This is a genomic window from Novosphingobium sp. CF614 (assembly GCF_900113255.1).
Classification (GTDB): Bacteria; Pseudomonadota; Alphaproteobacteria; order Sphingomonadales; family Sphingomonadaceae; genus Novosphingobium.
The window spans coordinates 117,160-139,221 of sequence record NZ_FOOR01000007.1; the positions used below are offsets into that span (position 1 = coordinate 117,160).

The window sequence follows — 22,062 nt, forward strand, 5'->3', positions numbered from 1 at the left end:
ATCCGGCAAGATATTCCAAGTCGCGCGCAATCTGGTAGAAGCCGCAAGGTGCACGCTCCCCGTTCCGCTCCCCTGATCGAGCCCGACCTGCTCATGCTCGCTTACCGCAGCGGGATATTCCCCATGGCGGACAGCCGCGAGGATCCGGAGATTTTCTGGATCGAACCGAGGCTGCGCGCGGTGCTGCCGCTCGATGGATTTCGCATGTCGCGCTCGCTCGCCCGCACCTTGCGCCGCGGCCGCTTCACGGTGACCTGCAACGCGGCGTTCGAGGAGGTCATGGACGCCTGCGCCGCCCCGCGCCGCGTCCGGCCCGACGACGATGCGGAAGGTGACGGGGAAAGCGGAAGCTGGATCAGCCACCGCATCCAGGCGAGCTATGAGAATCTCCATTATCTGGGCCACGCCCACTCGATCGAGTGCTGGCAGCAGGCCCCGGAGGGCCGCCGGCTGGTCGGCGGGCTCTATGGCGTCGGCTTCGACCGGGTGTTCTGCGGCGAGAGCATGTTCAGCCGCGTGCCCGATGCCTCCAAGGTCGCGCTCGCCTGGCTGGTCGCGGCCTTGCGGCGCGGCGGTGCGAGCCTGCTGGACTGCCAGTTCATCACCCCCCACCTCGCCTCGCTCGGCGCGGTGGAGATGAGCCAGAAGCGCTACCTGGCACTGCTCCAGGCGGCACAATCCTCGGCGCCTCACTCGTCAGTGGTGCCAGCGGCCGTTTCCGGCGCCGCCGTGGCGGTGGGCGAAGAGGACGGAACCGGGGCCGAAGCGGGTCGAGAGGGGGGCGGAGGGGTGCTCACCCTGCCCGAGGCCTTCGCCGCGCTGCTGGAGGACGCAGCGTCCGCCGGACTGGCCTCCTCGCCCGGGAAATGCATCGCGCAGGCCTTGACCCAGACGTCGTAGACCGGGTGCTGAACGACGTTGAGGGCCGGCGAGTTCTTGAACAGCCAGCCCGAAAAAATCCTGTGCCAGGCCAGCTTCTCGTTGGAGTTGCTGCGTTCCTCCACGAAGACCTGGACGAAGGCGCCCTCTTCCTGGGGATGCTCCCAGGGCAGCGTCTTCTCACATGTGGCGACCTTGACCACCAGGTTGCCCAGGCGCTTCGATTCGCCCGGCTTCATCACCACGTCCTGCGTGATGTTGTTGCGCTTGTTGAGAACGCCCAGAGTGACCACGCGGTCCTTGTTGGGCGTGCCGAGCTGCTGCCCCTGCATCGCCTGCGCCGGCCCTGCCTGCATCCCGGCGATGGCGTCGGGAACGCTGGTGTCCTGCTCTTCGGGCTTGGGTTCACCGCTGCAAGCCGCGAGCAGCACGGCGATGCACGACAGACAGGCGGCGGCCCGCTTCACGGGACCGTTCCTCAGCCTTCCGGCGACGCTACAAGACTGTCACCATCCGGCGACCAGGCCTCATAGTCTCCGGTCGCCGCGGCGCGCTTGCCGCCACGTTCCAGCGCGCCCTGCGGACGATAGGCGCTCGGCGTGCCGGTGACATTCGGCGTGTAGTCCACTTCCCAGATCCGCGGCGGCGGCAGATGGCTTTCGGGCACGCCATCATAGGAATGGTGCAGCCAGCCGTGCCATTCGGCCGGGACGTTGCTGGCATCGTTGGCGCCCGCGTAGATCACCCAGCGACGATCATAGCCCTCGGTGGTCTTCGCCTTCGTCGCACGGTAATACTTGTTGCCCTGCGCATCGGTGCCGACGTGCTCGCCGTTCATCGCGCTCCAGAGCGAAGTGCCGATGGTGGCGCCGTCCCACCAGGTGAAGATCTTGGACAGGATTCCCATGAGCCGCGCGTTAGCCTTTCTGGCCCCCTCTAGGCAAGCGTGTTGAGGCCTCCGCGCCGACAGGCCGCGCAAATGACAACGGCCGCTCCCGGAAGAGCGGCCGCTTTGCATTCTTCCCGAAGGAGCTGCCGGGCTCAGGCCTCGGCGTACTCATCAACCTCGGTGTTCACCGGGCCCGAATCCTGGCCCTTGGCATCGGTATCGCGGTCGACCAGTTCGATGATCGCGATCGGGGCGGCGTCCGAGGCGCGGATACCGGCCTTGATAATGCGGGTGTAGCCGCCGCTGCGACCAGCATAGCGCTCGGCGAGGACTTCGAAGAGCTTCTTTTCCTGAGTCTCGTCCAACAGCCGCGCATGGGCGAGGCGGCGGTTCGAGAGGCCGCCATGCTTGGCGAGGGTGATGAGCTTCTCGACGTAGGGGCGCAGTTCCTTGGCCTTGGCGGTGGTGGTCTGGATCTGCTCGTGCTTGACGAGGGCAGCGGCCATGTTGCGCATCAGGGCGGCGCGGTGGCCGGACTTGCGCTGCAGCTTGCGGCCGGACATCTTGTGACGCATTTCTTGTACTCCGTTCGTAAAGGGCCCGTGTCAGGTAGCCCAGTGCTGGTGGCCATTGAGGGCCGCCACCGTCCGCCCGAAACTCATGATCCGAAAACGCGTCATCCCGGCTTTCACCGGGATGACGGTATAGCTTAGCCCAGCAGCTCCTGTTCGAGCTTCTTGGCCATCTCCTCGATGTTTTCCGGCGGCCAGCCGGGGATGTCCATGCCGAGGCGCAGACCCATGGAGGAAAGCACTTCCTTGATCTCGTTGAGCGACTTGCGGCCGAAGTTCGGCGTGCGTAGCATCTCGGCCTCGGTCTTCTGGACCAGGTCGCCGATATAGATGATGTTGTCGTTCTTGAGGCAGTTGGCCGAACGCACCGAAAGCTCCAACTCGTCCACCTTCTTGAGCAGGTAGCGATTGAGCTGGTTGGTGTCGCTTTCTTCCGGAGCCGCGCCGGTCGCCATGCCGATCATCGGCGAAGTACCGACCGGGGTGATGTCCTCGAAGTGGACGAACAGCGCCAGCTGGTCCTGGAGGATGCGCGCGGCATAGGCCACGGCGTCTTCAGGGGTCACGGTGCCGTCGGTCTCGATCGAGAGGCTCAGCTTGTCGAAGTCCAGCTCCTGGCCGATACGGGCGTTATCGACCTTGTAGCTGACCTGGCGGACCGGCGAGTAAAGCGAATCGACCGGAATCAGGCCGATCGGCGCGTCGATCGGGCGGTTCGCGACCGCCGGGACATAGCCCTTGCCGGTATCGGCGGTCAGTTCCATGTTGAGCGTCGCGCCCTCGTCGAGGTGGCAGATCACGAGGCCCTTGTTCATGACCTCGATGTCGCCAGAGACGGCGATGTCGCCGGCCTTGACTTCGGCCGGGCCGGTCACCGAGAGCTGGAGACGCTTCGGCCCTTCGCCCTGCATCTTGAGGGCGATCTGCTTGACGTTGAGCACGATGTCGGTGACATCCTCTCTCACGCCGGCGAGCGAGCTGAATTCGTGCAACACGTTCTCGATCTTGATCGAGGTGATGGCCGCGCCCTGCAGCGAGGAGAGCAGCACACGGCGCAACGCGTTGCCGAGCGTCAGGCCGAAGCCGCGCTCAAGAGGTTCGGCGATGAACGTCGCCTTCAGCTTGGGGTCGGGTCCCGGCTTGATCTCAAGGCTGTTGGGCTTCTTGAGTTCCTGCCAGTTCTTGATGTTGACAGTCATGGACTTCCCCTGGGATTTCGATGGCGGTTACGCCCCACGGCCTGGTGGAAAGGCATGGGGACGTTCCGGAAAACGGGCGACGACCGGTTCGCCGCCCGAAAAGGCTCGATCAGACGCGGCGGCGCTTGGAGGGGCGGACGCCGTTATGCGGGATCGGCGTGACGTCCCGGATCGAGGTGATGGTGAAGCCGACGGCCTGGAGTGCGCGCAGGGCGCTCTCGCGGCCCGAACCCGGACCCTTGACCTCGACCTCGAGAGTGCGCACGCCGTGCTCGGCGGCCTTCTTGCCGGCGTCGTCGGCGGCGACCTGCGCGGCATAGGGCGTCGACTTGCGGCTGCCCTTGAAGCCCATCATGCCGGCCGAGGACCAGCTGATGGCATTGCCCTGAGCGTCGGTGATCGTCACCATGGTGTTGTTGAAGCTGGCATTCACATGTGCGATGCCGCTCGTGATATTCTTGCGTTCGCGGCGCTTAATGCGCTGGGGTTCGCGTGCCATATCCGTGTATCCTGTCGATAATTCGCTGCGGAAACCGAGAGCCGGTTCGGCGGCTTACTTCTTCTTGCCGGCGATCGGCTTGGCCTTGCCCTTGCGGGTGCGCGCATTGGTGTGCGTGCGCTGGCCACGAACCGGGAGACCCTTGCGGTGACGCAGGCCACGGTAGCAGGCGAGGTCCATCAGGCGCTTGATGTTCATCGCGGTTTCGCGACGAAGATCACCCTCGACCGTGTGATCGGCATCGATGGTTTCGCGGATCTGGAGGACTTCGGCGTCCGACAGATCCTGCACGCGGCGGCTGTGATCGATGCCGAGCTTGTCGGCGATCTCGATAGCCTTGGTGCGACCGATACCATGGATATACGTGAGCGCGATAATCACGCGCTTGTTGGTGGGGATATTCACCCCGGCAATGCGAGCCACTTAAATCTCCTGCTCCACAGAGGCGCGATACGCGGCCCCTATCTCAACGCTTGACACCCGCAGCGCACGAAATGGCAAAGGACCGGTTGGCTTCACAGGCGGTGCCGAAGCACGCGCAGCCTGAGCCATCCGGACTTGCCGTTGCTGTCGAGTGAAGGGGGCGCTTAGGATGATTCGCAAGGAGTGTCAACGCCTGCGAGACAGGAAACAACCGTCACCCACCGCAATAGCAGTGCATGGATCGGCGCTGTGTTCATTCTGTAGCGTAAAATGACGCCGCAGTCAAAGCAGGCCGCCGCCTGCTTCCGGTCAGCGCCCAATTTCCTTCCCGGACGCCTGCGGCGGCTGTTCCGAAAGCGGCAGCACGTCGAGGGCCGGCACTTCCGTCTCGGCCTTGGGCTCAACCTGAATCTCCGGCAGCGGAAAGGCCGCCGCGAAAGCCCCGCCCAGCTTGGCCGCGAGGTGACCGACCTGCTCGCCGAGCACGCCGTCCACCGCCGGGGCAAGCTTTTCGAAAGGCGTGCGGACATAGCCGCCGACGACGTATTCGAGCAGGATCTGCGTTCCCTTGCCCTTCTCCGCCGGCTTGAGTTGGATCGTCAACGTGCCGTTCGCCGCATCCGCCTGCAGCGGCCCTAGCGCTCCGACCATGCGCAGCGCGCGCGGCCGCTCGATATAGACGACCCGCATGTGTTCGACGCCGCCGCGCGGCGCCGCCTTCGGGGACGTCTGGTTCGGCAGGACTTCGCAAAAGCAGCCGCCGGCGCGCGGATCGATCGACAAGTGGGCCGCATCGCCCGACCAGGTATGCTCCGAATTCCACCACTCGGCCGGCTTGAGCAGCATGGCCCAGGTCTCGTCCAGGTCGGCGGAAACCTCGGCCACATGACGCACGACGAAACCGCGGTCGGAAACTTCCGCCACCTTGGCGACCGCCGGAACGCTTACCCCCGCGACGACCACGACAGCGGCGACCGCAAAAGTCAGCACCGAGACCAGCCCCCGGGTCAGGACGCGTATGAATGGCTTCATCGACGGCTCCCTTGTCATGGCCCGGCCATGCCCCGGCCTTGTCCCCGGTTATGGCCGAAACCGCGATCAGGAAGCGAGAATCGCCTCGATCGCGGCGGTAACTTCGTCCATATCGGCCATGCCGTCCACCTTGCCGACGATCCCGCGCGCCTGGTAGATCGGCAGGATCGGCGCGGTCTTGGCACGGTATTCGGCCATGCGCGTGCGCACCGTCTCGGCATTGTCGTCCGGACGGCGCTTGAACTCGGTGCCGCCGCACTTGTCGCACGTGCCGGGCACCTTGGGCTGTTCGAACTTGTCGTGATAGCCCTTGCCGCAGGTGGCGCAGGTGAAGCGGCCGGTGATCCGTTCGACCAGCGCGTCCTCGTCAACCCCCAGCTCGATCACATGGTCGAGCTGGCGTCCGCGCGCGGCCAGGATTTCATCGAGCGACTCGGCTTGCGAGGCGGTGCGCGGATAGCCGTCGAAGATGGCGCCGGCATCCGGCCCCATCGCGTCGAGCTCGTCGCCGATCAGCGCCGAAACGATCGCGTCGGAGACCAGTTCGCCCCGTTCCATGACCGCCTTCGCCTCAAGCCCGGTCGGCGTTTCCGCCTTGACTGCCGCCCGCAGCATATCCCCGGTCGAAAGCTGGCGCATGCCATGTTTCTCGACAAGACGCTGCGCCTGGGTTCCTTTACCCGCTCCTGGCGGCCCCAGCAGAATGATATTCACGCCATACCCCTCATTAACGCCCTGCCCTGGCGTGATTCGCCTCAGCGCAGCCGGCCTTTCAGTTTCGCTTTCTTTATGAGGTCGCCGTACTGGTGTGCCAGCAGGTGCGACTGGATCTGCGTGATCGTGTCGACGGTTACGTTGACGACGATCAGCAGACTGGTGCCACCCATGAACAGCAGCGGCAAGCCCGTCATCGACAGGAAATACTCCGGCACCGTGCAGACCACGGTGAGATAGATCGCGCCGATCACCGTCACGCGGGTGAGCACGTAGTCCAGGTAAGTCGCGGTGTTCTTGCCCGGCCGGATGCCGGGAATGAAGCCGCCGTTCTTCTTCAGGTTCTCGGCCGTCTCCTCCGGATTGAAGACGACGGCGGTGTAGAAGAAGCAGAAGAACACGATGCCGGCGGCGTAAAGCAGCATGTAGAGCGGCTTGCCATGGCCGAGGTACTGGTTGAGCGTGACCACGACTTTGCCCATCGTCGAATCCGGGCTCAGCGAATTGCCTGCGAACTGGGTGATGGTCAGCGGCAGCAGCAGCAGCGAGCTGGCGAAGATCGGCGGAATCACGCCCGCGGTGTTGATCTTGAGCGGCAAGTGGCTGCGATCGGCCTGCATCATGCCGCGCTGCGTGGCGCGCTTGGGATACTGGATCAGCAGCCGGCGCTGGGCCCGCTCCATGAAGCAGATCAACAGGATCATGCCGACGATCAGCGCGATCAGCGCGATAATCAGGACCGAGCCGGTGTCACCCGCGCTGTAGGCCTGGCCCAGGTTGCCGGCGAACTTGGGCATCTGCGCAACGATGCCGGCCATGATAATCAGCGAAACGCCGTTGCCGATCCCGCGCGACGTGATCTGTTCGCCCAGCCAGAGCAGGAACATGGTGCCGCCCACCAGCGAAATCACCGCGCCGACGCGGAACATGATGCCCGGATCGACCACCGCTTCAAGGCCATTGGAAGCGCCGTAGGCCTCGAGACTCACGGCCAGGAACCAGCCCTGCAAGGCGCAAAGGCCCACCGTGCCATAGCGCGTGTACTGGTTGAGCTTCTTGCGCCCGGTCTCGCCTTCCTTCTTGAGCGCCATCAGCGCCGGATGGAGCGAGGCCGCGAGTTGCACCACGATCGAGGCAGTGATGTAGGGCATCACGCCCAGCGCAATCAGGCTCATGCGCTCCAGGCTGCCGCCCGAGAACGTGTTGAACAGATCTAGGATGCCGCCCTGCGTCTTGCTGTAGAGCGTTTCAAGGACCAGCGGGTTCACGCCCGGCAGCGGCACGAAGCTCAGGAAACGGAACACGATCAGCGCTCCGATCGTGAACCAGATGCGCTTCTTCAGCTCGGTTGCCTTGGAAAAGTTGGCCAGGCTGAGCGAGCTGGCGATATTGTCGGCGCGGGAAGCCATGACGTTCGGGATGCCTCGAATGATCTCTTGGGATTCGCCCTTAGCGGCTGGTATCCGCCTTGTCGAACCCCGGAACGGAACTGGTCATATAGAGATTCGCCTGATCTCGAAAAGACCCGTGCCCTGAAAAGCACGGGAGGGCGAAGCGCCTGGCGCCCGCCCTCCCCGTTTCAATCGGCGATCGCGATCCGCCCTCAGGCCGCGGCAGCTTCCGGCGCGGGAAGGATGACCGAACCGCCCGCCTTCTCGACCGCGGCGATGGCCCCCTTCGAGGCGCCGGTGACATTGAAGGTAACCTTCGAAGTCAACTCACCCTTGCCGAGCAGGCGCACGCCGTCCTTGCCGCCACGGGCCAGGCCGGCCGCCTTGAGCACGGCGTGGTCGACAGTGCCCGAGATATCCAGCTTGCCGGCATCGATCGCCTTCTGAACCAGGCCGAGGTTGACCTCGGCATAGTCCTTGGCGAACTTCTTGTTGTTGAAACCACGCTTCGGCAGGCGCATGTGGAGCGGCATCTGGCCGCCTTCGAAGCCGGCGATCGAGACGCCCGAACGCGCCTTGGCGCCCTTCTGGCCGCGCCCGGCGGTCTTGCCCTTGCCCGAGCCGATACCGCGGCCAACGCGGAGACGGCGGTGACGGGCGCCGGAATTGTCACGAATTTCGTTCAGTTTCATGTCTTGCACTCGCTTTCGCTTGAAGTCGCGCTTGATGGGAAGTGCGCGCCCCTAGCGGATGCAGGTGCGAATGTCACGCCCCCTTTTCAGCGATTCGCGCAGGGAGTACCGGTCGGCAGCCCCCGCCCGTTTCCCGGAGACCTGTCCTTGCCCCCTTCCCTCGCCGACCACCGGCCCGCCGGCACGTTCGGCGCCTGGTCCTTCGCCATCCTGCTGCTGGCCGCGCTGGCCCTGCGCGCCAGCACGTTCGGCGATCCCAATCTTGGCGGTGACGAAACCTTCTACCAGACTGTGGGCATCGCCATGCACCATGGTGCGGTGCCCTATGTCGACGTCTGGGACAGAAAGCCCTGGGGCCTGTTCTTCCTGTACTACCTGATCGCCGGCATTTCGGCCGCGCCGATCGGCTATCAGTTGGCGGCCACCGCCTTCGCCGCGGCAACCGCCTGGACGATCGCGCGGATCGCGATGCTCTGGACAAACCGGCGAGGCGCGCTGCTGGCAGGGCTTGCCTACCTGATCTTCCTGATCCCGTTCCAGGGCTATGGCGGCCAAAGCCCGGTCTTCTACAACCTGTTCATAGCGATTGCGGTGCTGCTGGCATTGAAGGCGACGCCGGATCTGCGCAGAGGCCATGCGCCCTGGCACAGTCACGCGGCAATGCTGCTGGCGGGCATCGCCATCACCGTCAAGACCACCGCGGTGTTCGAAGCAGCCTTCCTTGGCCTGTGGTGCGCCGCGATGCTGCTGCGCTCGCCGCTGCCGGAAGCCCGGGCATGTCGCACCATTGCCGCATGGGCACTGATCGGCACGGCCCCCGCCCTCGCGATCGCAGCCGGCTATGCGCTGGCGGGCCACTGGCCGATCTACTGGAACGCGATGGTGACTTCGAACTTCACGAAATCACCACAGTGGCTCTCTTCCGCCATTCGCCTGACGATCATGTTCACGCGCATGGCGCCGCTGCTCGTGGCAGCGGTTCTCGCGCTGCCCGACCTGCCGGACGAACGCCGCCGTTTCGTGCTGCTGTGGCTGCTCGCGGCCTTCGCCGGGGTCGCCTCAGTACCCCACTTCTTCCTCCACTACGGCCTGCCATTGCTGGTGCCGATGAGTGTCGCCGGCGCCACCTTCCTCGGTCGCAAGTGGATCGGTCCGCTGGCGCTCCTCCCGCTCGCCTGGCTCGCCCTGCATGACAGCCAGGTGCTCGACTTCGACCATGCCCGCCGCTCGCGCGCCGCCTTCGATATGCTGACCCGGGCGATCCGCGAACATGACGACGGCGGACCGCTATTCGTGTTCGACGGCCCGCACCAACTCTACACGATGACGGGCAAGCCCTTCGCGACCCCGCTGGTGTTCACCGCCCACCTTGGGCATCTCATGGAAAAGGACGTCAGCCACCTGTCTACACTGGGCGAGGTCAAGCGGGTGCTCTCCACCCGTCCCAGCACGATCATCGCCGCGCCCCGGCCCCGTCAGGGGCCACCGAATCTCGAAGCCGATAGCCTGGTGCGCGCCTACTATCACGCCCACTGCCGCCTCGTCGCCCGCGTCTCGACGCCGGACTGGCTCAATGAGAATGTGATCGACGTCTGGGCGGATTGTAGGAAAGAACCCTCGCCCAAGGCTCCCCAGGCCGGTCCCACCGGAACCAACCGGATTTGACGGTTCAATGTCGGCGGCGGTCATGCCGGACACCCCCGGCATAGCCGACTGGACGAAGTGGTGATACCCTGCGGAGAACACGGGGTGGGCGAACCCACCCCAGCTGCTCAAAGACCGTCAAGGCCCTTGCTGACCAGGATATTCACTGCAACGCGGCGGTTCTGTGCCTTGCCTTCGACAGTGTCATTGCTCGCCAACGGGTCCGCTTTGGCCATCCCGGTGGGGGTAAGCATGCGATAGGGTTTCCAGCCACAGGCCTGCTGGAGATAGTTGACGACACGGCCGGCTCGCTTTTCGCTGAGTTGCTGGTTGAGATCATCGCTTCCCGTTGAATCGGTGTAACCTACGACAAGCAGCAGGGCGTTATCCATCCCCTCGGCCGAAGCCGCCGTGGCGCAGAGATCCTGTTTCGCCTGGGCTGACAGCACCGCCTTGCCGGTGTCGAAGTTCACGTTCGTCGTGCTTTTGATATTATATTGGTCGATATCGCCCATGCGCCCACGCAGTGCCTCTGTTGCCGCGGTCTGTTCGGCAAAGCGCTGGTCGGTGCCGTTACGGATCATTTCCGCTGTCTTGAGATCCTTGTTCTTGAGATCGATCTGGCTTGCCACCAGGCTATCGCCAGATTGCATTGTCTCGACGGCAACCGGCAGGCCGTTGAGCAGCGAAGCCGCTGCAAGCTTGCTGCGACTGAGGCCCAGAAAACCGCCCTTGGCCTTGATGCGGGTTGCATCGTTGATGGCGATGATCGTGTTGGTGCCGTCGGCCCTCGTGACCTGCATCTTGTCGCCACTGCGCGCAGAGATGATGCCTTCGATCTTTGGCCCTTCGGTCATCTCAGTTTCCTGAGGCGGAGGTGTGCCGTATACGGTCGCTGTAACGTCAGCCTCGGGCGGGGAGTCCTGCGGCTGCGCGGCCAAGCTGCCAGATGCGGGCGCGGCAAGCACGGAAAGCAGCAGGAGAACTTTTGGGCTTTTGGAAATGACACTCATTACGCAACTCCTCCAATCCATATCAGCCGGCTCCACGTATTCGCGGCCCCCCGATGGCACGCCCGGCTATCAACAACCCCTCTTCATCCCGCCATATGAAATACGCGGCATACATGCCGCACTTGGACACTATGGATTTCCTGGGTGTTCGGGCCATGCTTTCCCGCACATGAACGCACCTGGCACCACCTTGGTTGCGCGGGTAATTTGAGCACACCGTGCGGCGAACCGTGACAGGCCGTGCCGCCGACGCGATCCGGAGCGGCGCCAAAACCCTGGATGCGCGCGCCCCTGCGGCGGTTCGCAAACGCGAAGGGTCACAGCGCCGACGGGTTTCCCCCCGTCTTCAGCGCCCCCCGAAACCCACCACCAGTTTGGCGCTCTCCCGAACCGTGGTGCCGAAGGCGTCGCGTGCAGGGGCCCAACGGACGATGTCGACGGCAAGATCGCAGAGTTCCTTGTCGAAATCGGGTAGATCGGAGGCGGGCTCCAGGCTGCAGGAGGTCGAGTTGCCCTTGGCGTCGATATCGAACACCAGGTCATGACGCGAGAAGCTCTGCCGGCGCAGGGCCTTGTCGTAGCGGTCCATGAGTTCGGTCAGCGCATGGTTGAACTCGATGAGGCTCGCATCGTCCCACCGCGGTTTCTGGCGCAGGCTGGCGAATTCCTCCTCGGTGACGAGCGGTCGCAGACGGCGGATCATCCCGTACCAGCGCATGATGCGCGCGACTTGCAGTGGCGCTTCGCGGTCGATGGCGGTCTGGCACGTTCCCCCGGTGGGGTTCGCCCTGGCCCGCAGCAATGCTTCGGCGGCTGGCCAGCGATGATAGGCGATGGCCCAGGCCAGCGGGGTCATCCCGAACATGTCGGGCATGTTCACGTCCTGCTTGTCGCGATTGAGCAACACGTTGATGTCATGGACCGAACCTCGCCGCGCCGCCGCGCCCAGGCCATGTATCATGCGCGCCGGGCCGAGTTCGGCGAAACCGTAAGGCTGTTCGATGCCCTTGGTGCCCGCCTCCGAGAAATCGGGCTTGGTTCCGGCCCTCTCGAGCTCCCGGCAGACGTCCGCGTAGGGATAGCGCGGATCGGCCAGCACGGCGGCGTTGTAGCGTCGCCCGAAGTCGGTGACCTTGTCGGCCGGCCCCTTGCCCATCGCCGCCGCCTCGTCCGGCACGAAAGCGAGCGCGCGCACGGTCCAGGGTTCGAGCCCGCCCAGCACCCGGCACTGCGCCCCGTAGAGTTCGGTCGAGATGCCCTCGGGTGTGGTTGCCGCGGCAAGGCGATAATCGCCGGCGTCGATCGCCTTTCTCGCCTGGGCGAGCGGATCGGGCGGGGAGCGGTGGGAAAACGCCTTGCGCAGCGCCATGTCCGACTTGCGCATGGCCGCCAGCTTCGCGGTGTCGGCCCGCAAGTCGGCGCAGTTCGTGGCCGGGGCATCGTCCGCCGTGAGGCCGTTCGATGCCGGACGCGGGCTGCATGCCGCGCTGCCCAGGATCACCAGACACAGGAGCGAGCCTGCGAACCGCTTGCCGATCAAGACCTACCCCCGGGATGGAAACTGGGTGCAACGAAAATTGGGGCTCCGCGCATAGCATAGTCGCACGCGGGGGGAAGGGCCTTTGCCCTGGAAAAGACGAAAGGCCCCGGCGTTTCCACCGGGGCCCTCGTGTTTTCGTGCCGATGCCGAAAAGGTCCGGGGAAGGTTCAGTCGATCACGGCCACCATGTGCGGCAGCTTGGCGATCGCACCGCGCACCTCGGCGGTGTCCTCGATCTCGACGACCTTGTGCATCTTGCCCAGGCCCAGACCCACGAGGATCTTCTTCTGGCTCTCCGGGCGACGGATCGGCGAGCCGATCTGCTTGATCTTGATTTTCGCCATGAGACTTACTCCACGATAGCTTCGGCGGCGGCCTCGGCCTCCACCTCGGCGACACCGCCGCGACCAAGCAGGTCGGCAACCTTCTTGCCGCGACGCTGAGCCACCGACTTCGGCGAAGTCTGGTTGGTCAGCGCGTCGAAAGTGGCGCGGATCATGTTGTAGGGGTTCGAAGTGCCCACCGACTTGGTGACGACGTCGTGAACACCCAGGCTCTCGAACACGGCGCGCATCGGGCCGCCGGCGATGATGCCCGTACCGGCGGGAGCCGACCGCACGTTGACCTTGCCGGCGCCGAAGTGGCCCTTGCCGTCATGGTGCAGGGTGCGGCCTTCCTTGAGCGGCACGCGGACCATCTTCTTCTTGGCCGAAGCGGTCGCCTTGGTGATCGCCTCGGGAACCTCGCGCGCTTTCGAGTGGCCGAAGCCGACGCGGCCCTTGCCGTCGCCGACGACGACCAGCGCCGCGAAGCCGAAGCGCTTGCCGCCCTTCACGGTCTTGGAGACGCGGTTGATGTGAACGAGCTTCTCGATCAGCTCCTCACCGCCCTCTTCCTCGTTGCGGTTGCCGCGACGGTCGTCGCGACGGCCACGGCCGCCGCGTTCGCCGCGATCACCACGGCCGCGACCACGACCGCGACCCTCGCGGGCCTCGTGGACTTCGCCGCCTTGGGGGTGCTCGGCCGCAACCGGCTGTTCGATGGTGTTTTCGTCTGCCATTATCAGAACTCCAGCCCGCCTTCACGGGCGGCTTCGGCCAGCGCCTTGACGCGGCCGTGATAGAGAAAGCCGCCGCGATCGAACACGACCGAGGTTATGCCCGCCTTCTTGGCGGCCTCGGCGAGTTCCTTGCCAACGCGGGTGGCGGCATCGATATCGGTGCCCTTGCCACCCAGTGTATTGGCCGAGGCAACGGTGTGGCCCTGCGCATCGTCGATGATCTGCGCATAGATGTGCTGGCCGGTGCGATGCACCGACAGGCGCGGACGCCCGCCCGAACGAGCGCGCAGGGCGGTGCGGACACGCCGACGACGGCGATCGAAAAGAGAAAGCTTCGCCATTACTTCTTCTTCCCTTCCTTGCGGAAGATGAACTCGCCGCGGTACTTGATACCCTTGCCCTTGTAGGGTTCGGGCTTGCGCCAGCGGCGAATCTCGGCCGCGATCTGGCCGACCTTCTGCTTGTCGATACCGGAGATCTCGACCGTGGTGTTGTCCGGGGTCTTGATCTCGATGCCTTCGGGCACGGCGATGTCGACATCGTGCGAGTAGCCGAGCTGCAGCTTGAGGGTCTTGCCCTGCGCCGCTGCGCGGTAACCGACGCCCTTGATCTCGAGCACCTTGGTGAAGCCTTGGGTCACGCCCTCGACCAGGTTGGAAACCAGCGTGCGCTGCATGCCCCAGTGGCTGCGGGCCGACTTGGAGTCATTGGCCGGCTGAACCGAGATCGAACCGTCCTCAAGCTGGTAGGTGACGAGGTCCGACAGGCCCAGCGAGAGGGTGCCCTTGGGCCCCTTCACCGAAAGGCTGCCGTTGTCGATATTGGCGGTGACCCCGCTGGGGATCGCCACCGGCTTCTTGCCGATGCGGCTCATCAGAACACCTCCGCAAGCACTTCGCCGCCGACGTTCTGGCTGCGTGCCTCGGCGTCCGAGAGCACGCCCTTGGGCGTCGAGACGATGGTGATGCCAAGGCCGTTGCGCACGATCGGAAGTTCCTTCGAACCCGAATAGACGCGGCGACCCGGCTTGGAGACGCGCTGCACGTGCTTGATCGCGGGCTCGCCTTCGAAGTACTTCAGTTCGATGCGCAGCTGCGGGTGAGCGCCAGTCGCGTCTTCGCTGAAGCCACGAATGTAGCCTTCGCGCTGGAGCACTTCGAGCACGTGGGCGCGAAGCTTCGAGGCCGGGGACAGGACGGAGTCCTTCTTTGCCCGCTGGCCGTTGCGGATGCGGGTGAGCATATCACCCAGGGGATCGGTCATAGCCATTGCTCAGGTATCCCTTACCAGCTCGACTTGGTCACGCCGGGGATCATGCCCTTGTTGGCAAGATCGCGCAGCTCGACGCGGCACAAGCCGAACTTGCGGTAGTAACCGCGCGGACGGCCGGTCGTGGCGCAACGGTTGCGAACCCGGGTCGGGTTGCCGTTGCGCGGGATCTCGGCCAGCTTCAGACGGGCGATGAGGCGCTCGGTTTCATCGAGCGATTCATCATCGGCAACCGCCTTGAGACGCGCGTACTTGCCTGCGTACTTCTTGACGAGCTTCTTGCGACGCTCGTTCTTGTTCACGGAACTCAGTTTCGCCATGGACTTAAGCTCTCTTCTTCAGCGGCGGCTCACGCCGCTTCCTTCTGTTCCGCATCCTGCTGTTCAGGAGCGGGGAACGGGAAACCGAACAGGCGCAGCAGCTCGCGCGCTTCATCGTCGGTCTTTGCGGTGGTGGTGATGATGATGTCCATCCCGCGCACCTTCTCGATCTTGTCGTAGCTGATCTCCGGAAAGATGATCTGCTCCTTGAGACCCATCGCGTAATTGCCGCGGCCGTCGAACGACTTCGGGTTGAGCCCGCGGAAGTCGCGGATGCGGGGCATCGCGATGGTAATCAGGCGGTCGAGAAATTCGTACATGCGTTCGCGGCGCAGGGTGACCTTGCAGCCGATCGGCATGCCTTCACGCAGCTTGAACTGCGCGATCGACTTGCGGGCCTTGGTGATGACCGGCTTCTGGCCCGCGATGGCTTCCATCTCGGCCGCGGCGGTCTGCACCTTCTTCTTGTCCTGGCTCGCCTCGCCCACGCCCATGTTGAGCGTGATCTTCTCGATCCCGGGCACTTCCATCACGTTCTTGTAACCGAACTTCTCGGTCATCGCCTTGACGATCACCTCGTCGTAGCGCGAACGCATGCGCGGAGTGTATTTGTCAGCCATCGATGGTCTCCCCGGACTTCACGGCCACGCGGACCTTCTTGCCGTCCCTGGTTTCGAAGCGAACGCGCGTCGGCTTGCCGTCCTTGTCGGCCACGGCGACCTTGCTGATCGCCATCGCCGCCGGAGTGCGTTCGATGCCGCCCTGCGGGTTCGTCTGGGTCGGCTTGCGGTGACGAGTGGCGACGTTGACGCCCTCGACCACGACCTTGCCGTCCTGCGGCAGAACCTTGAGGACCGTTCCGGTGCGGCCCTTGTCCTTGCCGGACAGGACCACGACCGCGTCACCCTTCTTGATCTTCGCGGCAGCCATCACAGCACCTCCGGAGCAAGCGAGATGATCTTCATGAAGCCGCGTCCGCGCAGTTCGCGCACGACCGGGCCGAAGATGCGGGTGCCGATCGGCTCCTCGTTCTTGTTGACGAGGACAGCGGCATTGCTGTCGAAGCGGATCACGCTGCCGTCAGCGCGGCGCACGTCTTTCCTGGTGCGCACGATCACCGCGCGGTGAACGTCGCCCTTCTTGACGCGAGCGCGGGGCTGCGCCTCCTTCACCGACACCACGATGATGTCGCCAACGCCAGCGGTACGGCGCTTCGAGCCACCCAGCACTTTGATGCACTGGACGCGCTTGGCGCCGCTGTTGTCCGCGACGTCGAGATTGGATTGCATCTGGATCATCGATCCGGTTCCTTCTCAACTGGCTTGCCGGAACCAGTCCGGCAGTTCCAAAAAACTTCGTCCTGAGCCCGTCGAAGGGTCAGTTCCTAACCCGCCGCCTCGACGTCGAGGTTCGCTTCGAGAGCGGTGCCCTTGCCAGCCTGGAGACGGTCGAGAACCTTCCAGGTCTTGGTCTTCGAATAGGGCTTCGTTTCCTCGATACGGACACGCTCGCCGGTGCGGAACGTGTTGTCCTCGTCGTGGGCGTGGTACTTCTTCGAACGGCGGATGATCTTCCCGTACAGCGGGTGCTTCACCTTGCGCTCGACGAGCACGGTCACGGTCTTGTCGGTCTTGTCGGAAACCACGGTCCCGATCAGTATACGCTTGGGCATCGTGTTTCCTCCTTACGCCTTCGCCACGTTCTGGCGCTCGGCCTGGAGCGTCTTGATGCGGGCGATGTCGCGACGGACTTCCTTGATGCGTGCCGGGCGCTCGAGCTGGCTCGTGGCGGCCTGGAAACGCAGGTTGAACTGCTCGCGCTTGAGATCGACGAGGTCAGCGGTCAGCTGGTCGTCGGTCTTGGCGCGCAGGTCTTCGGTCTTGCCGGCCATCATTCGCCTCCCAGGTGCGAGGTGTCGCCGAGGCGGGCAACGACCTTGGTCTTGATCGGCAGCTTCATCGCGGCGCGGCTGAACGCTTCCGCGGCGAGCGGACCGGCAACGCCGTCCAGCTCGAACAGGATGCGGCCGGGCTTGACGCGGGCAGCCCAGTATTCGACCGAACCCTTGCCCTTGCCCTGGCGGACTTCGGCGGGCTTCTTCGAAACCGGCACGTCCGGGAAGACGCGGATCCAGAGGCGGCCCTGGCGCTTGATGTGACGCGTGATCGCGCGGCGGGCCGCTTCGATCTGGCGGGCGGTGATCCGCTCCGGCTCGAGGGCCTTGAGGCCGTAGGAGCCGAAATTCAGGTCGGTGCCACCCTTGGCATCGCCCTTGATCCGGCCCTTGAAGGCCTTGCGGAACTTGGTTTTCTTCGGTTGCAGCATGGTGCTTACTCTATCCTAAGCCTCAGCGCGCCGGACGGACGCCGGAGGTTTGAGCCTCCATCATCAGCCGGTCTTGCGCCATCGGGTCATGGCCCAGGATCTCTCCCTTGAAGACCCAGACCTTGATGCCGATGATACCGTAGGCGGTCAGCGCCTCGGCCTCGGCATAGTCGATGTTCGCGCGCAGCGTGTGCAGCGGCACGCGCCCTTCGCGGTACTGCTCGACGCGCGCGATTTCCGCGCCGCCCAGACGACCGCCGCACATGATCTTGACGCCTTCGGCGCCCAGACGCATCGCGGACTGCATCGCGCGCTTCATCGCACGGCGGAACGCCACGCGGCGCACCAGCTGATCGGCAATGCCCTGCGCGACGAGCTTGGCGTCGATTTCCGGCTTGCGGATCTCGACGATGTTCAGCTTCACTTCGCTTCCGGTCATCGCCGAAAGCTGCTTGCGCAGCTTCTCGATGTCGGCGCCCTTCTTGCCGATGATAACGCCGGGCCGGGCCGCGTAGATCGACACGCGGCACAGCTTGGCCGGACGCTCGATCACCACTTTCGAGATCGCCGCCTGCGGCAGGGTCTCGATGATGAACTTGCGGATCTTGAGGTCTTCCTCAAGCAGCTTGCCGTAGTCCCGGCCTTCCGCGAACCAGCGGCTGTCCCAGGTACGGTTGATCTGCAGGCGCAGACCGATCGGATTGGTTTTATGACCCATGGATCAGGCCTCCTCGACTTCGCGAACGACGATCCGCAGCCGTGAGAAGGGCTTCAGGATCCGGGTGGACTTGCCGCGGCCACGGGCATGGAAGCGCTTCATGGTGATCGACTTGCCAACCGAAGCCTCGGCAACGACGAGCGCGTCGACGTCGAGGTTGTGGTTGTTTTCCGCATTGGCAATCGCCGAAGCGAGAATCTTGCGTGCTTCGGCCGCCATCGCCTTCTTGGAGAAGGCGAGGATGTTCATCGCTTCCTCGGCCCGCTTGCCGCGGATCAGGCCGGCGACGAGATTGAGCTTCTGCGCCGAACCACGGATCGTGGTGCCGACGGCCAGAGCCTCGTTCTCGCCTACGCGGCGGGGTGCTGCTGCCTTGCCCATTAGCGCTTGCCCTTCTTGTCGGCGGCGTGGCCGGGGAAGCTGCGCGTGGGCGCGAACTCGCCGAGCTTGTGGCCGACCATGTCCTCGTTGACCGAGACCGGGATGAACTTCTTGCCGTTGTAGACGCTGAAGGTCAGCCCGACGAACTGCGGGAGAATGGTGGAACGACGCGACCAGGTCTTGATCGGGCCAGAGCGGTTTCCGGCATCCTGCGCAACCTCGGCCTTCTTGAGAAGGTGCAGGTCGACAAAGGGGCCTTTCCAGACGGAACGTGCCATCGTGTCTTACCTCTTCTTCTTGGCGTGGCGCGAACGGATAATCATCTTGTCCGTCTGCTTGTTGTTGCGAGTGCGGGCGCCCTTGGTCGGCTTGCCCCACGGGGTAACCGGGTGACGGCCGCCCGAAGTGCGGCCTTCACCGCCGCCGTGCGGGTGGTCGACCGGGTTCTTGGCAACACCACGAGTCAGCGGACGACGGCCCAGCCAGCGGTTCCGGCCCGCCTTGGCGAGGGTCTGGTTGGCGTTGTCGGGGTTCGACACGGCGCCCACGGTGCCCATGCAATCGCCGCGCAGGTAGCGCTGCTCGCCCGAGTTGAGGCGAACGATGACCATGCCGCGGTCACGGCCGACGACCTGCACGTAAGTGCCGGCCGAACGGGCGATCTGGCCGCCCTTGCCGGGCTTCATCTCGACGTTGTGGCAGATCGTGCCGACCGGCATCTGCGACAGGAGCATCGCGTTGCCGGGCTTCACGTCGGTCTTTTCGCCAGCGACGACCACGTCGCCCACGGCCAGGCGCTGCGGCGCCAGGATATAGGTCAGCTCGCCATCCGTGTACTTCACCAAGGCGATGAAGGCGGTGCGGTTCGGGTCGTACTCGATGCGCTCGACCGTGGCTTCCATATCCCACTTGCGACGCTTGAAGTCGATGAAGCGGTACTTCTGCTTGTGGCCGCCGGCGATGCCGCGCGAGGTGACATGGCCCTTGTTGTTGCGGCCGCCGGTCTTGCTCTTGCCCTCGGTCAGCGCCTTGACGGGCTTGCCCTTCCAGAGCGACGACTTGTCGACGAGGACCAGGCCGCGACGGGCAGGACTGGTCGGGTTATAGTTCTTCAGTGCCATCGGATCAGCCCCGCACGCCTTCGGTCACGTCAATCGACTGGCCTTCGGCCAGCGTGACGATCGCCTTCTTCACGTCGCTGCGACGGTAAGCCTTACCGCGCCAGCGCTTGGTCTTGCCCTTGCTGACCAGGGTGTTGACGCCGGTAACCTTGACGTCGAACAGCGCCTCCACGGCGGCCTTGATCTCGGGCTTGCTCGCATCGCCGGCAACCTTGAAGACGACCGCGTTGTGCTCGGAGAGCATGGTCGACTTCTCGGTGATGTGCGGCGAGAGGATCACGTCGTAATGACGGATGTCCACGTTGCTCTTAGCCATTGAAACGCGCCTCCAGCTTCTCGACAGCGGCGCGCGTCAGCACCAGCGTATCATGCTTCAGGATGTCGTAGACATTGGCGCCGATGGCGGGCAGCACGTTGACGCCGACAATGTTGCGGGCCGCGCGGGCGAAGCCCTCGTTGACCTGCTCACCATCCACGACGAGCACCTTCCGGCCGAAGCCCGCCTTGGCGAGCTGGCCGGCCAGCGCCTTGGTCTTGCCGTCGGCGACGTCCAGCGAGTCGACGACGACGAGACCGCCCTGGGCCTTGGAAGACAGCGCCATCTTGAGACCGAGCGCGCGAATCTTCTTGTTCAGCGAAACGTTGAACTCGCGGCGACGCGCACCGTGAGCCTTGCCGCCGCCGATGAAGACGGGCGCGGCACGGTCGCCGTGACGGGCGGTGCCGCCGCCCTTCTGGCGGCCGAACTTCTTGCCGGTGCGGGCAACGTCGGAACGCTCGCGCGTGGCGCGGGCGATGCCGCGACGGCTTTCAAGCTGCCAGGTGACGACACGGTGCAGAATGTCCGCACGCGGCTCGAGGCCGAATACGTCATCGGACAATTCGATGTCGCCGGCGGCGACCGAACCGTCGAGGTTGAGGACTTGGACCTTCACGATTTAGCCCTCCTGGCCTTCGGTCGCTTCCGGCGCCGCGGTCTCTTCCGCAGGCGTATCGGCAACAACCGGTTCGTTGGTGTTCGCGGCCTGCTTCAGGCCGGCGGGATACGGAGCCTCGGCGTGACGGGCCACCTTGACGGCGTCCGAAACGGTGAGCCAGGCGTTCTTCGAGCCCGGGACCGAACCCTTGACGAAGATCAGGCCGCGCTCATCGTCCACCCGGACGATCTCGAGGTTCTGCTGGGTGCGCTGACGGTCGCCCATGTGGCCGGCCATCTTCTTGTTCTTGAAGACCTTGCCGGGATCCTGGCGGTTGCCGGTCGAACCGTGGGCACGGTGAGAGATCGACACGCCGTGGGTGGCGCGCATGCCCCCGAAGCCCCAGCGCCGCATGGCGCCCTGGAAGCCCTTGCCCTGGGTGTGGCCGGCAACATCCACCAGCTGGCCCGGCACGAAGTGCGAGGCGGCAATGGTGGCACCGACGTCGAGCAGCGCGTCGTCGGCGACGCGGAATTCGGCGACACGGGCCTTGAGCGGCACTTCAGCCTTGGCGAAGTGTTCGCGCTGCGGCTTGGCGACATTCTTCTGCTTGGCTTCGCCGGCACCGAGCTGGACCGCGACGTAGCCGTCACGTTCCTCGGTGCGGACCGAAACCACCTGGCAATCTTCCAGCGCCAGGACGGTGACGGGCACGTGCCGACCGTCCTCCTGGAACAGGCGGGTCATCCCGACTTTCTTGGCGATCACGCCGGTACGCATGACCTTACTCCTTCAACAGAGGCCTGCACGGGACCATCCCGACAGGCGTGTCCAACCCAAATTGTGATGCGAGCCCCGTCCGGGCTGGGTGCTTCCCGATTGCGCGAAAAGCGCTGGTGGGAAGCGAGACGGGGGACGCATGCCTGAGGCGTGCGCCCCAGAGGTATCCCATGTCAGATGTCGGAAATCAGCGATCAGACATCAGGAAATATGCATTTCCGATATCCGACTTCCGACATCCGATTGCTCGCTCAGGCGAGCTTGATCTCGACGTTCACGCCGGCAGCCAGATCGAGCTTCATCAGCGCGTCGACAGTGGCGGCGTTGGGCTGCACGATGTCGAGCAGCCGCTTGTAGGTGCGAACCTCGAATTGCTCACGCGACTTCTTGTCGATGTGCGGACCGCGGTTCACGCAGAACTTTTCAATCTTCGTCGGAAGCGGAATGGGGCCCCGAATCAGCGCGCCGGTGCGGCGGGCGGTGTCGGCGATCTCGCCAGTGGCCTGGTCGAGTACGCGATGGTCAAACGCCTTGAGGCGAATGCGAATGTTCTGAGCTTCCATGTCCAACTACCGATGAGAAAGAGCGTTCAAAAAAAGCAATCGCCCCATGCTCTCCATTAACCGGGAGAACGGGGCGACCAACTCGAAACCTGCCCGCGAGGAAGAGCGAATCTCCCTCGCG

General features: G+C 64.6%; 33 protein-coding genes and 1 pseudogene. 2 read left to right on the forward strand and 32 right to left on the reverse strand.

Annotation, left to right across the window (positions count from 1 at the left end; all coding sequences use genetic code 11):
* Positions 1-93: 93 nt before the first annotated feature.
* Positions 94-900 (forward strand): leucyl/phenylalanyl-tRNA--protein transferase, encoded by an 807-nt coding sequence (gene aat, locus BM052_RS10315; RefSeq protein WP_218151543.1) that lies wholly within the window; start codon positions 94-96, stop codon positions 898-900.
* 35 nt (positions 901-935) lie between these two features.
* Here aat and BM052_RS20425 read toward each other — a convergent pair.
* The 10 genes and pseudogenes from BM052_RS20425 to rplO all read right to left on the reverse strand — a co-directional run.
* A pseudogene (locus BM052_RS20425) lies at positions 936-1,235 on the reverse strand (DUF2155 domain-containing protein); the annotation flags it as partial.
* 122 nt (positions 1,236-1,357) lie between these two features.
* A complete protein-coding gene (locus BM052_RS10325; RefSeq protein ID WP_091146331.1) occupies positions 1,358-1,786 on the reverse strand; it encodes an NADH:ubiquinone oxidoreductase subunit NDUFA12 in 429 nt (142 codons plus the stop codon).
* 134 nt (positions 1,787-1,920) lie between these two features.
* Entirely contained in the window at positions 1,921-2,343 is a 423-nt protein-coding gene (rplQ, locus tag BM052_RS10330) for a 50S ribosomal protein L17 (protein WP_091146334.1), read from the reverse strand.
* 134 nt (positions 2,344-2,477) lie between these two features.
* A complete protein-coding gene (locus BM052_RS10335; protein ID WP_091146336.1) occupies positions 2,478-3,539 on the reverse strand; it encodes a DNA-directed RNA polymerase subunit alpha in 1,062 nt (353 codons plus the stop codon).
* A gap of 109 nt (positions 3,540-3,648) precedes the next feature.
* Entirely contained in the window at positions 3,649-4,038 is a 390-nt protein-coding gene (rpsK, locus tag BM052_RS10340) for a 30S ribosomal protein S11 (protein ID WP_007011846.1), read from the reverse strand.
* 54 nt (positions 4,039-4,092) lie between these two features.
* Positions 4,093-4,461 carry a 30S ribosomal protein S13 gene (gene rpsM / locus BM052_RS10345; protein ID WP_091146338.1) on the reverse strand — a complete coding sequence of 123 codons (369 nt, stop codon included), beginning with the start codon at positions 4,459-4,461 and terminating at the stop codon, positions 4,093-4,095.
* 309 nt (positions 4,462-4,770) lie between these two features.
* Complete coding sequence (locus BM052_RS10350; protein ID WP_255406071.1) at positions 4,771-5,493, reverse strand: SRPBCC family protein; 723 nt, start codon at positions 5,491-5,493, stop codon at positions 4,771-4,773.
* A 66-nt stretch (positions 5,494-5,559) separates the two neighbouring features.
* On the reverse strand, positions 5,560-6,207 hold the full coding sequence (locus BM052_RS10355) for an adenylate kinase (RefSeq protein ID WP_091146340.1): 648 nt from the start codon (positions 6,205-6,207) through the stop codon (positions 5,560-5,562).
* A gap of 41 nt (positions 6,208-6,248) precedes the next feature.
* Positions 6,249-7,616, reverse strand: coding sequence for a preprotein translocase subunit SecY (secY, locus tag BM052_RS10360; protein WP_091146343.1), 1,368 nt, complete (start codon positions 7,614-7,616; stop codon positions 6,249-6,251).
* Between the two features lie 194 nt (positions 7,617-7,810).
* Entirely contained in the window at positions 7,811-8,290 is a 480-nt protein-coding gene (gene rplO / locus BM052_RS10365; RefSeq protein ID WP_091146346.1) for a 50S ribosomal protein L15, read from the reverse strand.
* Positions 8,291-8,437: 147 nt separating this feature from the next.
* On the opposite strand from rplO, the gene BM052_RS10370 reads away from it, so the two are divergent.
* A complete protein-coding gene (locus BM052_RS10370) occupies positions 8,438-9,955 on the forward strand; it encodes a hypothetical protein (RefSeq protein ID WP_255406072.1) in 1,518 nt (505 codons plus the stop codon).
* 107 nt (positions 9,956-10,062) lie between these two features.
* Here the strand turns inward: BM052_RS10370 and BM052_RS10375 are convergent, their stop codons facing one another.
* The 22 genes from BM052_RS10375 to rpsJ all read right to left on the reverse strand — a co-directional run bounded on the left by BM052_RS10375 (position 10,063) and on the right by rpsJ (position 21,941).
* Positions 10,063-10,947 (reverse strand): OmpA family protein, encoded by an 885-nt coding sequence (locus tag BM052_RS10375; protein ID WP_091146347.1) that lies wholly within the window; start codon positions 10,945-10,947, stop codon positions 10,063-10,065.
* 346 nt (positions 10,948-11,293) lie between these two features.
* The gene (locus tag BM052_RS10380) at positions 11,294-12,487 is read right to left on the reverse strand and encodes a hypothetical protein (protein WP_091146350.1); all 1,194 of its coding nucleotides are present in this window, start codon (positions 12,485-12,487) and stop codon (positions 11,294-11,296) included.
* A 167-nt stretch (positions 12,488-12,654) separates the two neighbouring features.
* Entirely contained in the window at positions 12,655-12,831 is a 177-nt protein-coding gene (gene rpmD / locus BM052_RS10385) for a 50S ribosomal protein L30 (protein ID WP_091146351.1), read from the reverse strand.
* Positions 12,832-12,836: 5 nt separating this feature from the next.
* On the reverse strand, positions 12,837-13,547 hold the full coding sequence (gene rpsE / locus BM052_RS10390; RefSeq protein WP_091146354.1) for a 30S ribosomal protein S5: 711 nt from the start codon (positions 13,545-13,547) through the stop codon (positions 12,837-12,839).
* 2 nt (positions 13,548-13,549) lie between these two features.
* Positions 13,550-13,888, reverse strand: coding sequence for a 50S ribosomal protein L18 (rplR, locus tag BM052_RS10395; RefSeq protein WP_091146355.1), 339 nt, complete (start codon positions 13,886-13,888; stop codon positions 13,550-13,552).
* Positions 13,888-14,421 (reverse strand): 50S ribosomal protein L6, encoded by a 534-nt coding sequence (rplF, locus tag BM052_RS10400; protein ID WP_091146358.1) that lies wholly within the window; start codon positions 14,419-14,421, stop codon positions 13,888-13,890. Before rplF ends, rplR begins: the two co-directional genes overlap by 1 nt.
* Positions 14,421-14,816 (reverse strand): 30S ribosomal protein S8, encoded by a 396-nt coding sequence (gene rpsH / locus BM052_RS10405; protein ID WP_091146360.1) that lies wholly within the window; start codon positions 14,814-14,816, stop codon positions 14,421-14,423. Before rpsH ends, rplF begins: the two co-directional genes overlap by 1 nt.
* Positions 14,817-14,830: 14 nt before the next feature.
* On the reverse strand, positions 14,831-15,136 hold the full coding sequence (rpsN, locus tag BM052_RS10410; protein WP_091146363.1) for a 30S ribosomal protein S14: 306 nt from the start codon (positions 15,134-15,136) through the stop codon (positions 14,831-14,833).
* Positions 15,137-15,165: 29 nt separating this feature from the next.
* The gene (rplE, locus tag BM052_RS10415; RefSeq protein ID WP_091146365.1) at positions 15,166-15,756 is read right to left on the reverse strand and encodes a 50S ribosomal protein L5; all 591 of its coding nucleotides are present in this window, start codon (positions 15,754-15,756) and stop codon (positions 15,166-15,168) included.
* Complete coding sequence (gene rplX / locus BM052_RS10420) at positions 15,749-16,066, reverse strand: 50S ribosomal protein L24 (RefSeq protein ID WP_091146368.1); 318 nt, start codon at positions 16,064-16,066, stop codon at positions 15,749-15,751. Before rplX ends, rplE begins: the two co-directional genes overlap by 8 nt.
* Positions 16,066-16,434: a 50S ribosomal protein L14 gene (gene rplN / locus BM052_RS10425; protein WP_091146370.1), complete on the reverse strand. Its 369-nt coding sequence runs from the start codon at positions 16,432-16,434 to the stop codon at positions 16,066-16,068. The genes rplX and rplN overlap by 1 nt, the downstream gene beginning before the upstream one ends.
* Before the next feature lie 86 nt (positions 16,435-16,520).
* Positions 16,521-16,808 carry a 30S ribosomal protein S17 gene (rpsQ, locus tag BM052_RS10430; protein WP_091146372.1) on the reverse strand — a complete coding sequence of 96 codons (288 nt, stop codon included), beginning with the start codon at positions 16,806-16,808 and terminating at the stop codon, positions 16,521-16,523.
* A gap of 12 nt (positions 16,809-16,820) precedes the next feature.
* Positions 16,821-17,027 carry a 50S ribosomal protein L29 gene (gene rpmC / locus BM052_RS10435; RefSeq protein ID WP_091146537.1) on the reverse strand — a complete coding sequence of 69 codons (207 nt, stop codon included), beginning with the start codon at positions 17,025-17,027 and terminating at the stop codon, positions 16,821-16,823.
* Entirely contained in the window at positions 17,027-17,461 is a 435-nt protein-coding gene (gene rplP, locus BM052_RS10440; protein ID WP_021233439.1) for a 50S ribosomal protein L16, read from the reverse strand. Before rplP ends, rpmC begins: the two co-directional genes overlap by 1 nt.
* Positions 17,462-17,483: 22 nt before the next feature.
* A complete protein-coding gene (rpsC, locus tag BM052_RS10445; RefSeq protein WP_091146373.1) occupies positions 17,484-18,179 on the reverse strand; it encodes a 30S ribosomal protein S3 in 696 nt (231 codons plus the stop codon).
* A gap of 3 nt (positions 18,180-18,182) precedes the next feature.
* Positions 18,183-18,560 (reverse strand): 50S ribosomal protein L22, encoded by a 378-nt coding sequence (gene rplV, locus BM052_RS10450; RefSeq protein WP_091146375.1) that lies wholly within the window; start codon positions 18,558-18,560, stop codon positions 18,183-18,185.
* Positions 18,560-18,838, reverse strand: coding sequence for a 30S ribosomal protein S19 (gene rpsS, locus BM052_RS10455; RefSeq protein WP_091146377.1), 279 nt, complete (start codon positions 18,836-18,838; stop codon positions 18,560-18,562). The genes rplV and rpsS overlap by 1 nt, the downstream gene beginning before the upstream one ends.
* Before the next feature lie 6 nt (positions 18,839-18,844).
* The gene (gene rplB / locus BM052_RS10460) at positions 18,845-19,681 is read right to left on the reverse strand and encodes a 50S ribosomal protein L2 (RefSeq protein ID WP_091146380.1); all 837 of its coding nucleotides are present in this window, start codon (positions 19,679-19,681) and stop codon (positions 18,845-18,847) included.
* A 4-nt stretch (positions 19,682-19,685) separates the two neighbouring features.
* A complete protein-coding gene (locus BM052_RS10465) occupies positions 19,686-19,997 on the reverse strand; it encodes a 50S ribosomal protein L23 (RefSeq protein ID WP_091146383.1) in 312 nt (103 codons plus the stop codon).
* A complete protein-coding gene (rplD, locus tag BM052_RS10470) occupies positions 19,990-20,616 on the reverse strand; it encodes a 50S ribosomal protein L4 (protein WP_091146385.1) in 627 nt (208 codons plus the stop codon). The genes BM052_RS10465 and rplD overlap by 8 nt, the downstream gene beginning before the upstream one ends.
* 3 nt (positions 20,617-20,619) lie before the next feature.
* Positions 20,620-21,378: a 50S ribosomal protein L3 gene (rplC, locus tag BM052_RS10475; RefSeq protein WP_091146386.1), complete on the reverse strand. Its 759-nt coding sequence runs from the start codon at positions 21,376-21,378 to the stop codon at positions 20,620-20,622.
* 251 nt (positions 21,379-21,629) lie between these two features.
* On the reverse strand, positions 21,630-21,941 hold the full coding sequence (gene rpsJ / locus BM052_RS10480) for a 30S ribosomal protein S10 (RefSeq protein WP_091146544.1): 312 nt from the start codon (positions 21,939-21,941) through the stop codon (positions 21,630-21,632).
* Between the last annotated feature and the right edge of the window lie 121 nt (positions 21,942-22,062).

Bases quoted from the DNA above. Each gene is read 5' to 3' on its own strand.
- rpsK (WP_007011846.1), bottom strand. From the start codon at position 4,038: ATGGCACGCGAACCCCAGCGCATTAAGCGCCGCGAACGCAAGAATATC.
- rplV (WP_091146375.1), bottom strand. From the start codon at position 18,560: ATGGGCAAGGCAGCAGCACCCCGCCGCGTAGGCGAGAACGAGGCTCTG.
- rplB (WP_091146380.1), bottom strand. From the start codon at position 19,681: ATGGCACTGAAGAACTATAACCCGACCAGTCCTGCCCGTCGCGGCCTG.
- rplC (WP_091146386.1), bottom strand. From the start codon at position 21,378: ATGCGTACCGGCGTGATCGCCAAGAAAGTCGGGATGACCCGCCTGTTC.
- rplO (WP_091146346.1), bottom strand. From the start codon at position 8,290: ATGAAACTGAACGAAATTCGTGACAATTCCGGCGCCCGTCACCGCCGT.
- rpmC (WP_091146537.1), bottom strand. From the start codon at position 17,027: ATGGCCGGCAAGACCGAAGACCTGCGCGCCAAGACCGACGACCAGCTG.
- rplF (WP_091146358.1), bottom strand. From the start codon at position 14,421: ATGAGCCGCATCGGCAAGAAGCCGGTGGCGATCCCCAGCGGGGTCACC.
- aat (WP_218151543.1), top strand. From the start codon at position 94: ATGCTCGCTTACCGCAGCGGGATATTCCCCATGGCGGACAGCCGCGAG.
- BM052_RS10335 (WP_091146336.1), bottom strand. From the start codon at position 3,539: ATGACTGTCAACATCAAGAACTGGCAGGAACTCAAGAAGCCCAACAGC.
- rplN (WP_091146370.1), bottom strand. From the start codon at position 16,434: ATGATCCAGATGCAATCCAATCTCGACGTCGCGGACAACAGCGGCGCC.
- BM052_RS10350 (WP_255406071.1), bottom strand. From the start codon at position 5,493: ATGAAGCCATTCATACGCGTCCTGACCCGGGGGCTGGTCTCGGTGCTG.
- rpsS (WP_091146377.1), bottom strand. From the start codon at position 18,838: ATGGCACGTTCCGTCTGGAAAGGCCCCTTTGTCGACCTGCACCTTCTC.
- rpsE (WP_091146354.1), bottom strand. From the start codon at position 13,547: ATGGCAGACGAAAACACCATCGAACAGCCGGTTGCGGCCGAGCACCCC.
- BM052_RS10325 (WP_091146331.1), bottom strand. From the start codon at position 1,786: ATGGGAATCCTGTCCAAGATCTTCACCTGGTGGGACGGCGCCACCATC.
- rplR (WP_091146355.1), bottom strand. From the start codon at position 13,888: ATGGCGAAGCTTTCTCTTTTCGATCGCCGTCGTCGGCGTGTCCGCACC.
- rpmD (WP_091146351.1), bottom strand. From the start codon at position 12,831: ATGGCGAAAATCAAGATCAAGCAGATCGGCTCGCCGATCCGTCGCCCG.
- rpsC (WP_091146373.1), bottom strand. From the start codon at position 18,179: ATGGGTCATAAAACCAATCCGATCGGTCTGCGCCTGCAGATCAACCGT.
- rpsQ (WP_091146372.1), bottom strand. From the start codon at position 16,808: ATGCCCAAGCGTATACTGATCGGGACCGTGGTTTCCGACAAGACCGAC.
- rplQ (WP_091146334.1), bottom strand. From the start codon at position 2,343: ATGCGTCACAAGATGTCCGGCCGCAAGCTGCAGCGCAAGTCCGGCCAC.
- BM052_RS10465 (WP_091146383.1), bottom strand. From the start codon at position 19,997: ATGGCTAAGAGCAACGTGGACATCCGTCATTACGACGTGATCCTCTCG.
- secY (WP_091146343.1), bottom strand. From the start codon at position 7,616: ATGGCTTCCCGCGCCGACAATATCGCCAGCTCGCTCAGCCTGGCCAAC.
- rpsJ (WP_091146544.1), bottom strand. From the start codon at position 21,941: ATGGAAGCTCAGAACATTCGCATTCGCCTCAAGGCGTTTGACCATCGC.
- rplP (WP_021233439.1), bottom strand. From the start codon at position 17,461: ATGCTGCAACCGAAGAAAACCAAGTTCCGCAAGGCCTTCAAGGGCCGG.
- rpsH (WP_091146360.1), bottom strand. From the start codon at position 14,816: ATGGCTATGACCGATCCCCTGGGTGATATGCTCACCCGCATCCGCAAC.
- BM052_RS10375 (WP_091146347.1), bottom strand. From the start codon at position 10,947: ATGAGTGTCATTTCCAAAAGCCCAAAAGTTCTCCTGCTGCTTTCCGTG.
- rplX (WP_091146368.1), bottom strand. From the start codon at position 16,066: ATGGCTGCCGCGAAGATCAAGAAGGGTGACGCGGTCGTGGTCCTGTCC.
- rpsN (WP_091146363.1), bottom strand. From the start codon at position 15,136: ATGGCGAAACTGAGTTCCGTGAACAAGAACGAGCGTCGCAAGAAGCTC.
- rplE (WP_091146365.1), bottom strand. From the start codon at position 15,756: ATGGCTGACAAATACACTCCGCGCATGCGTTCGCGCTACGACGAGGTG.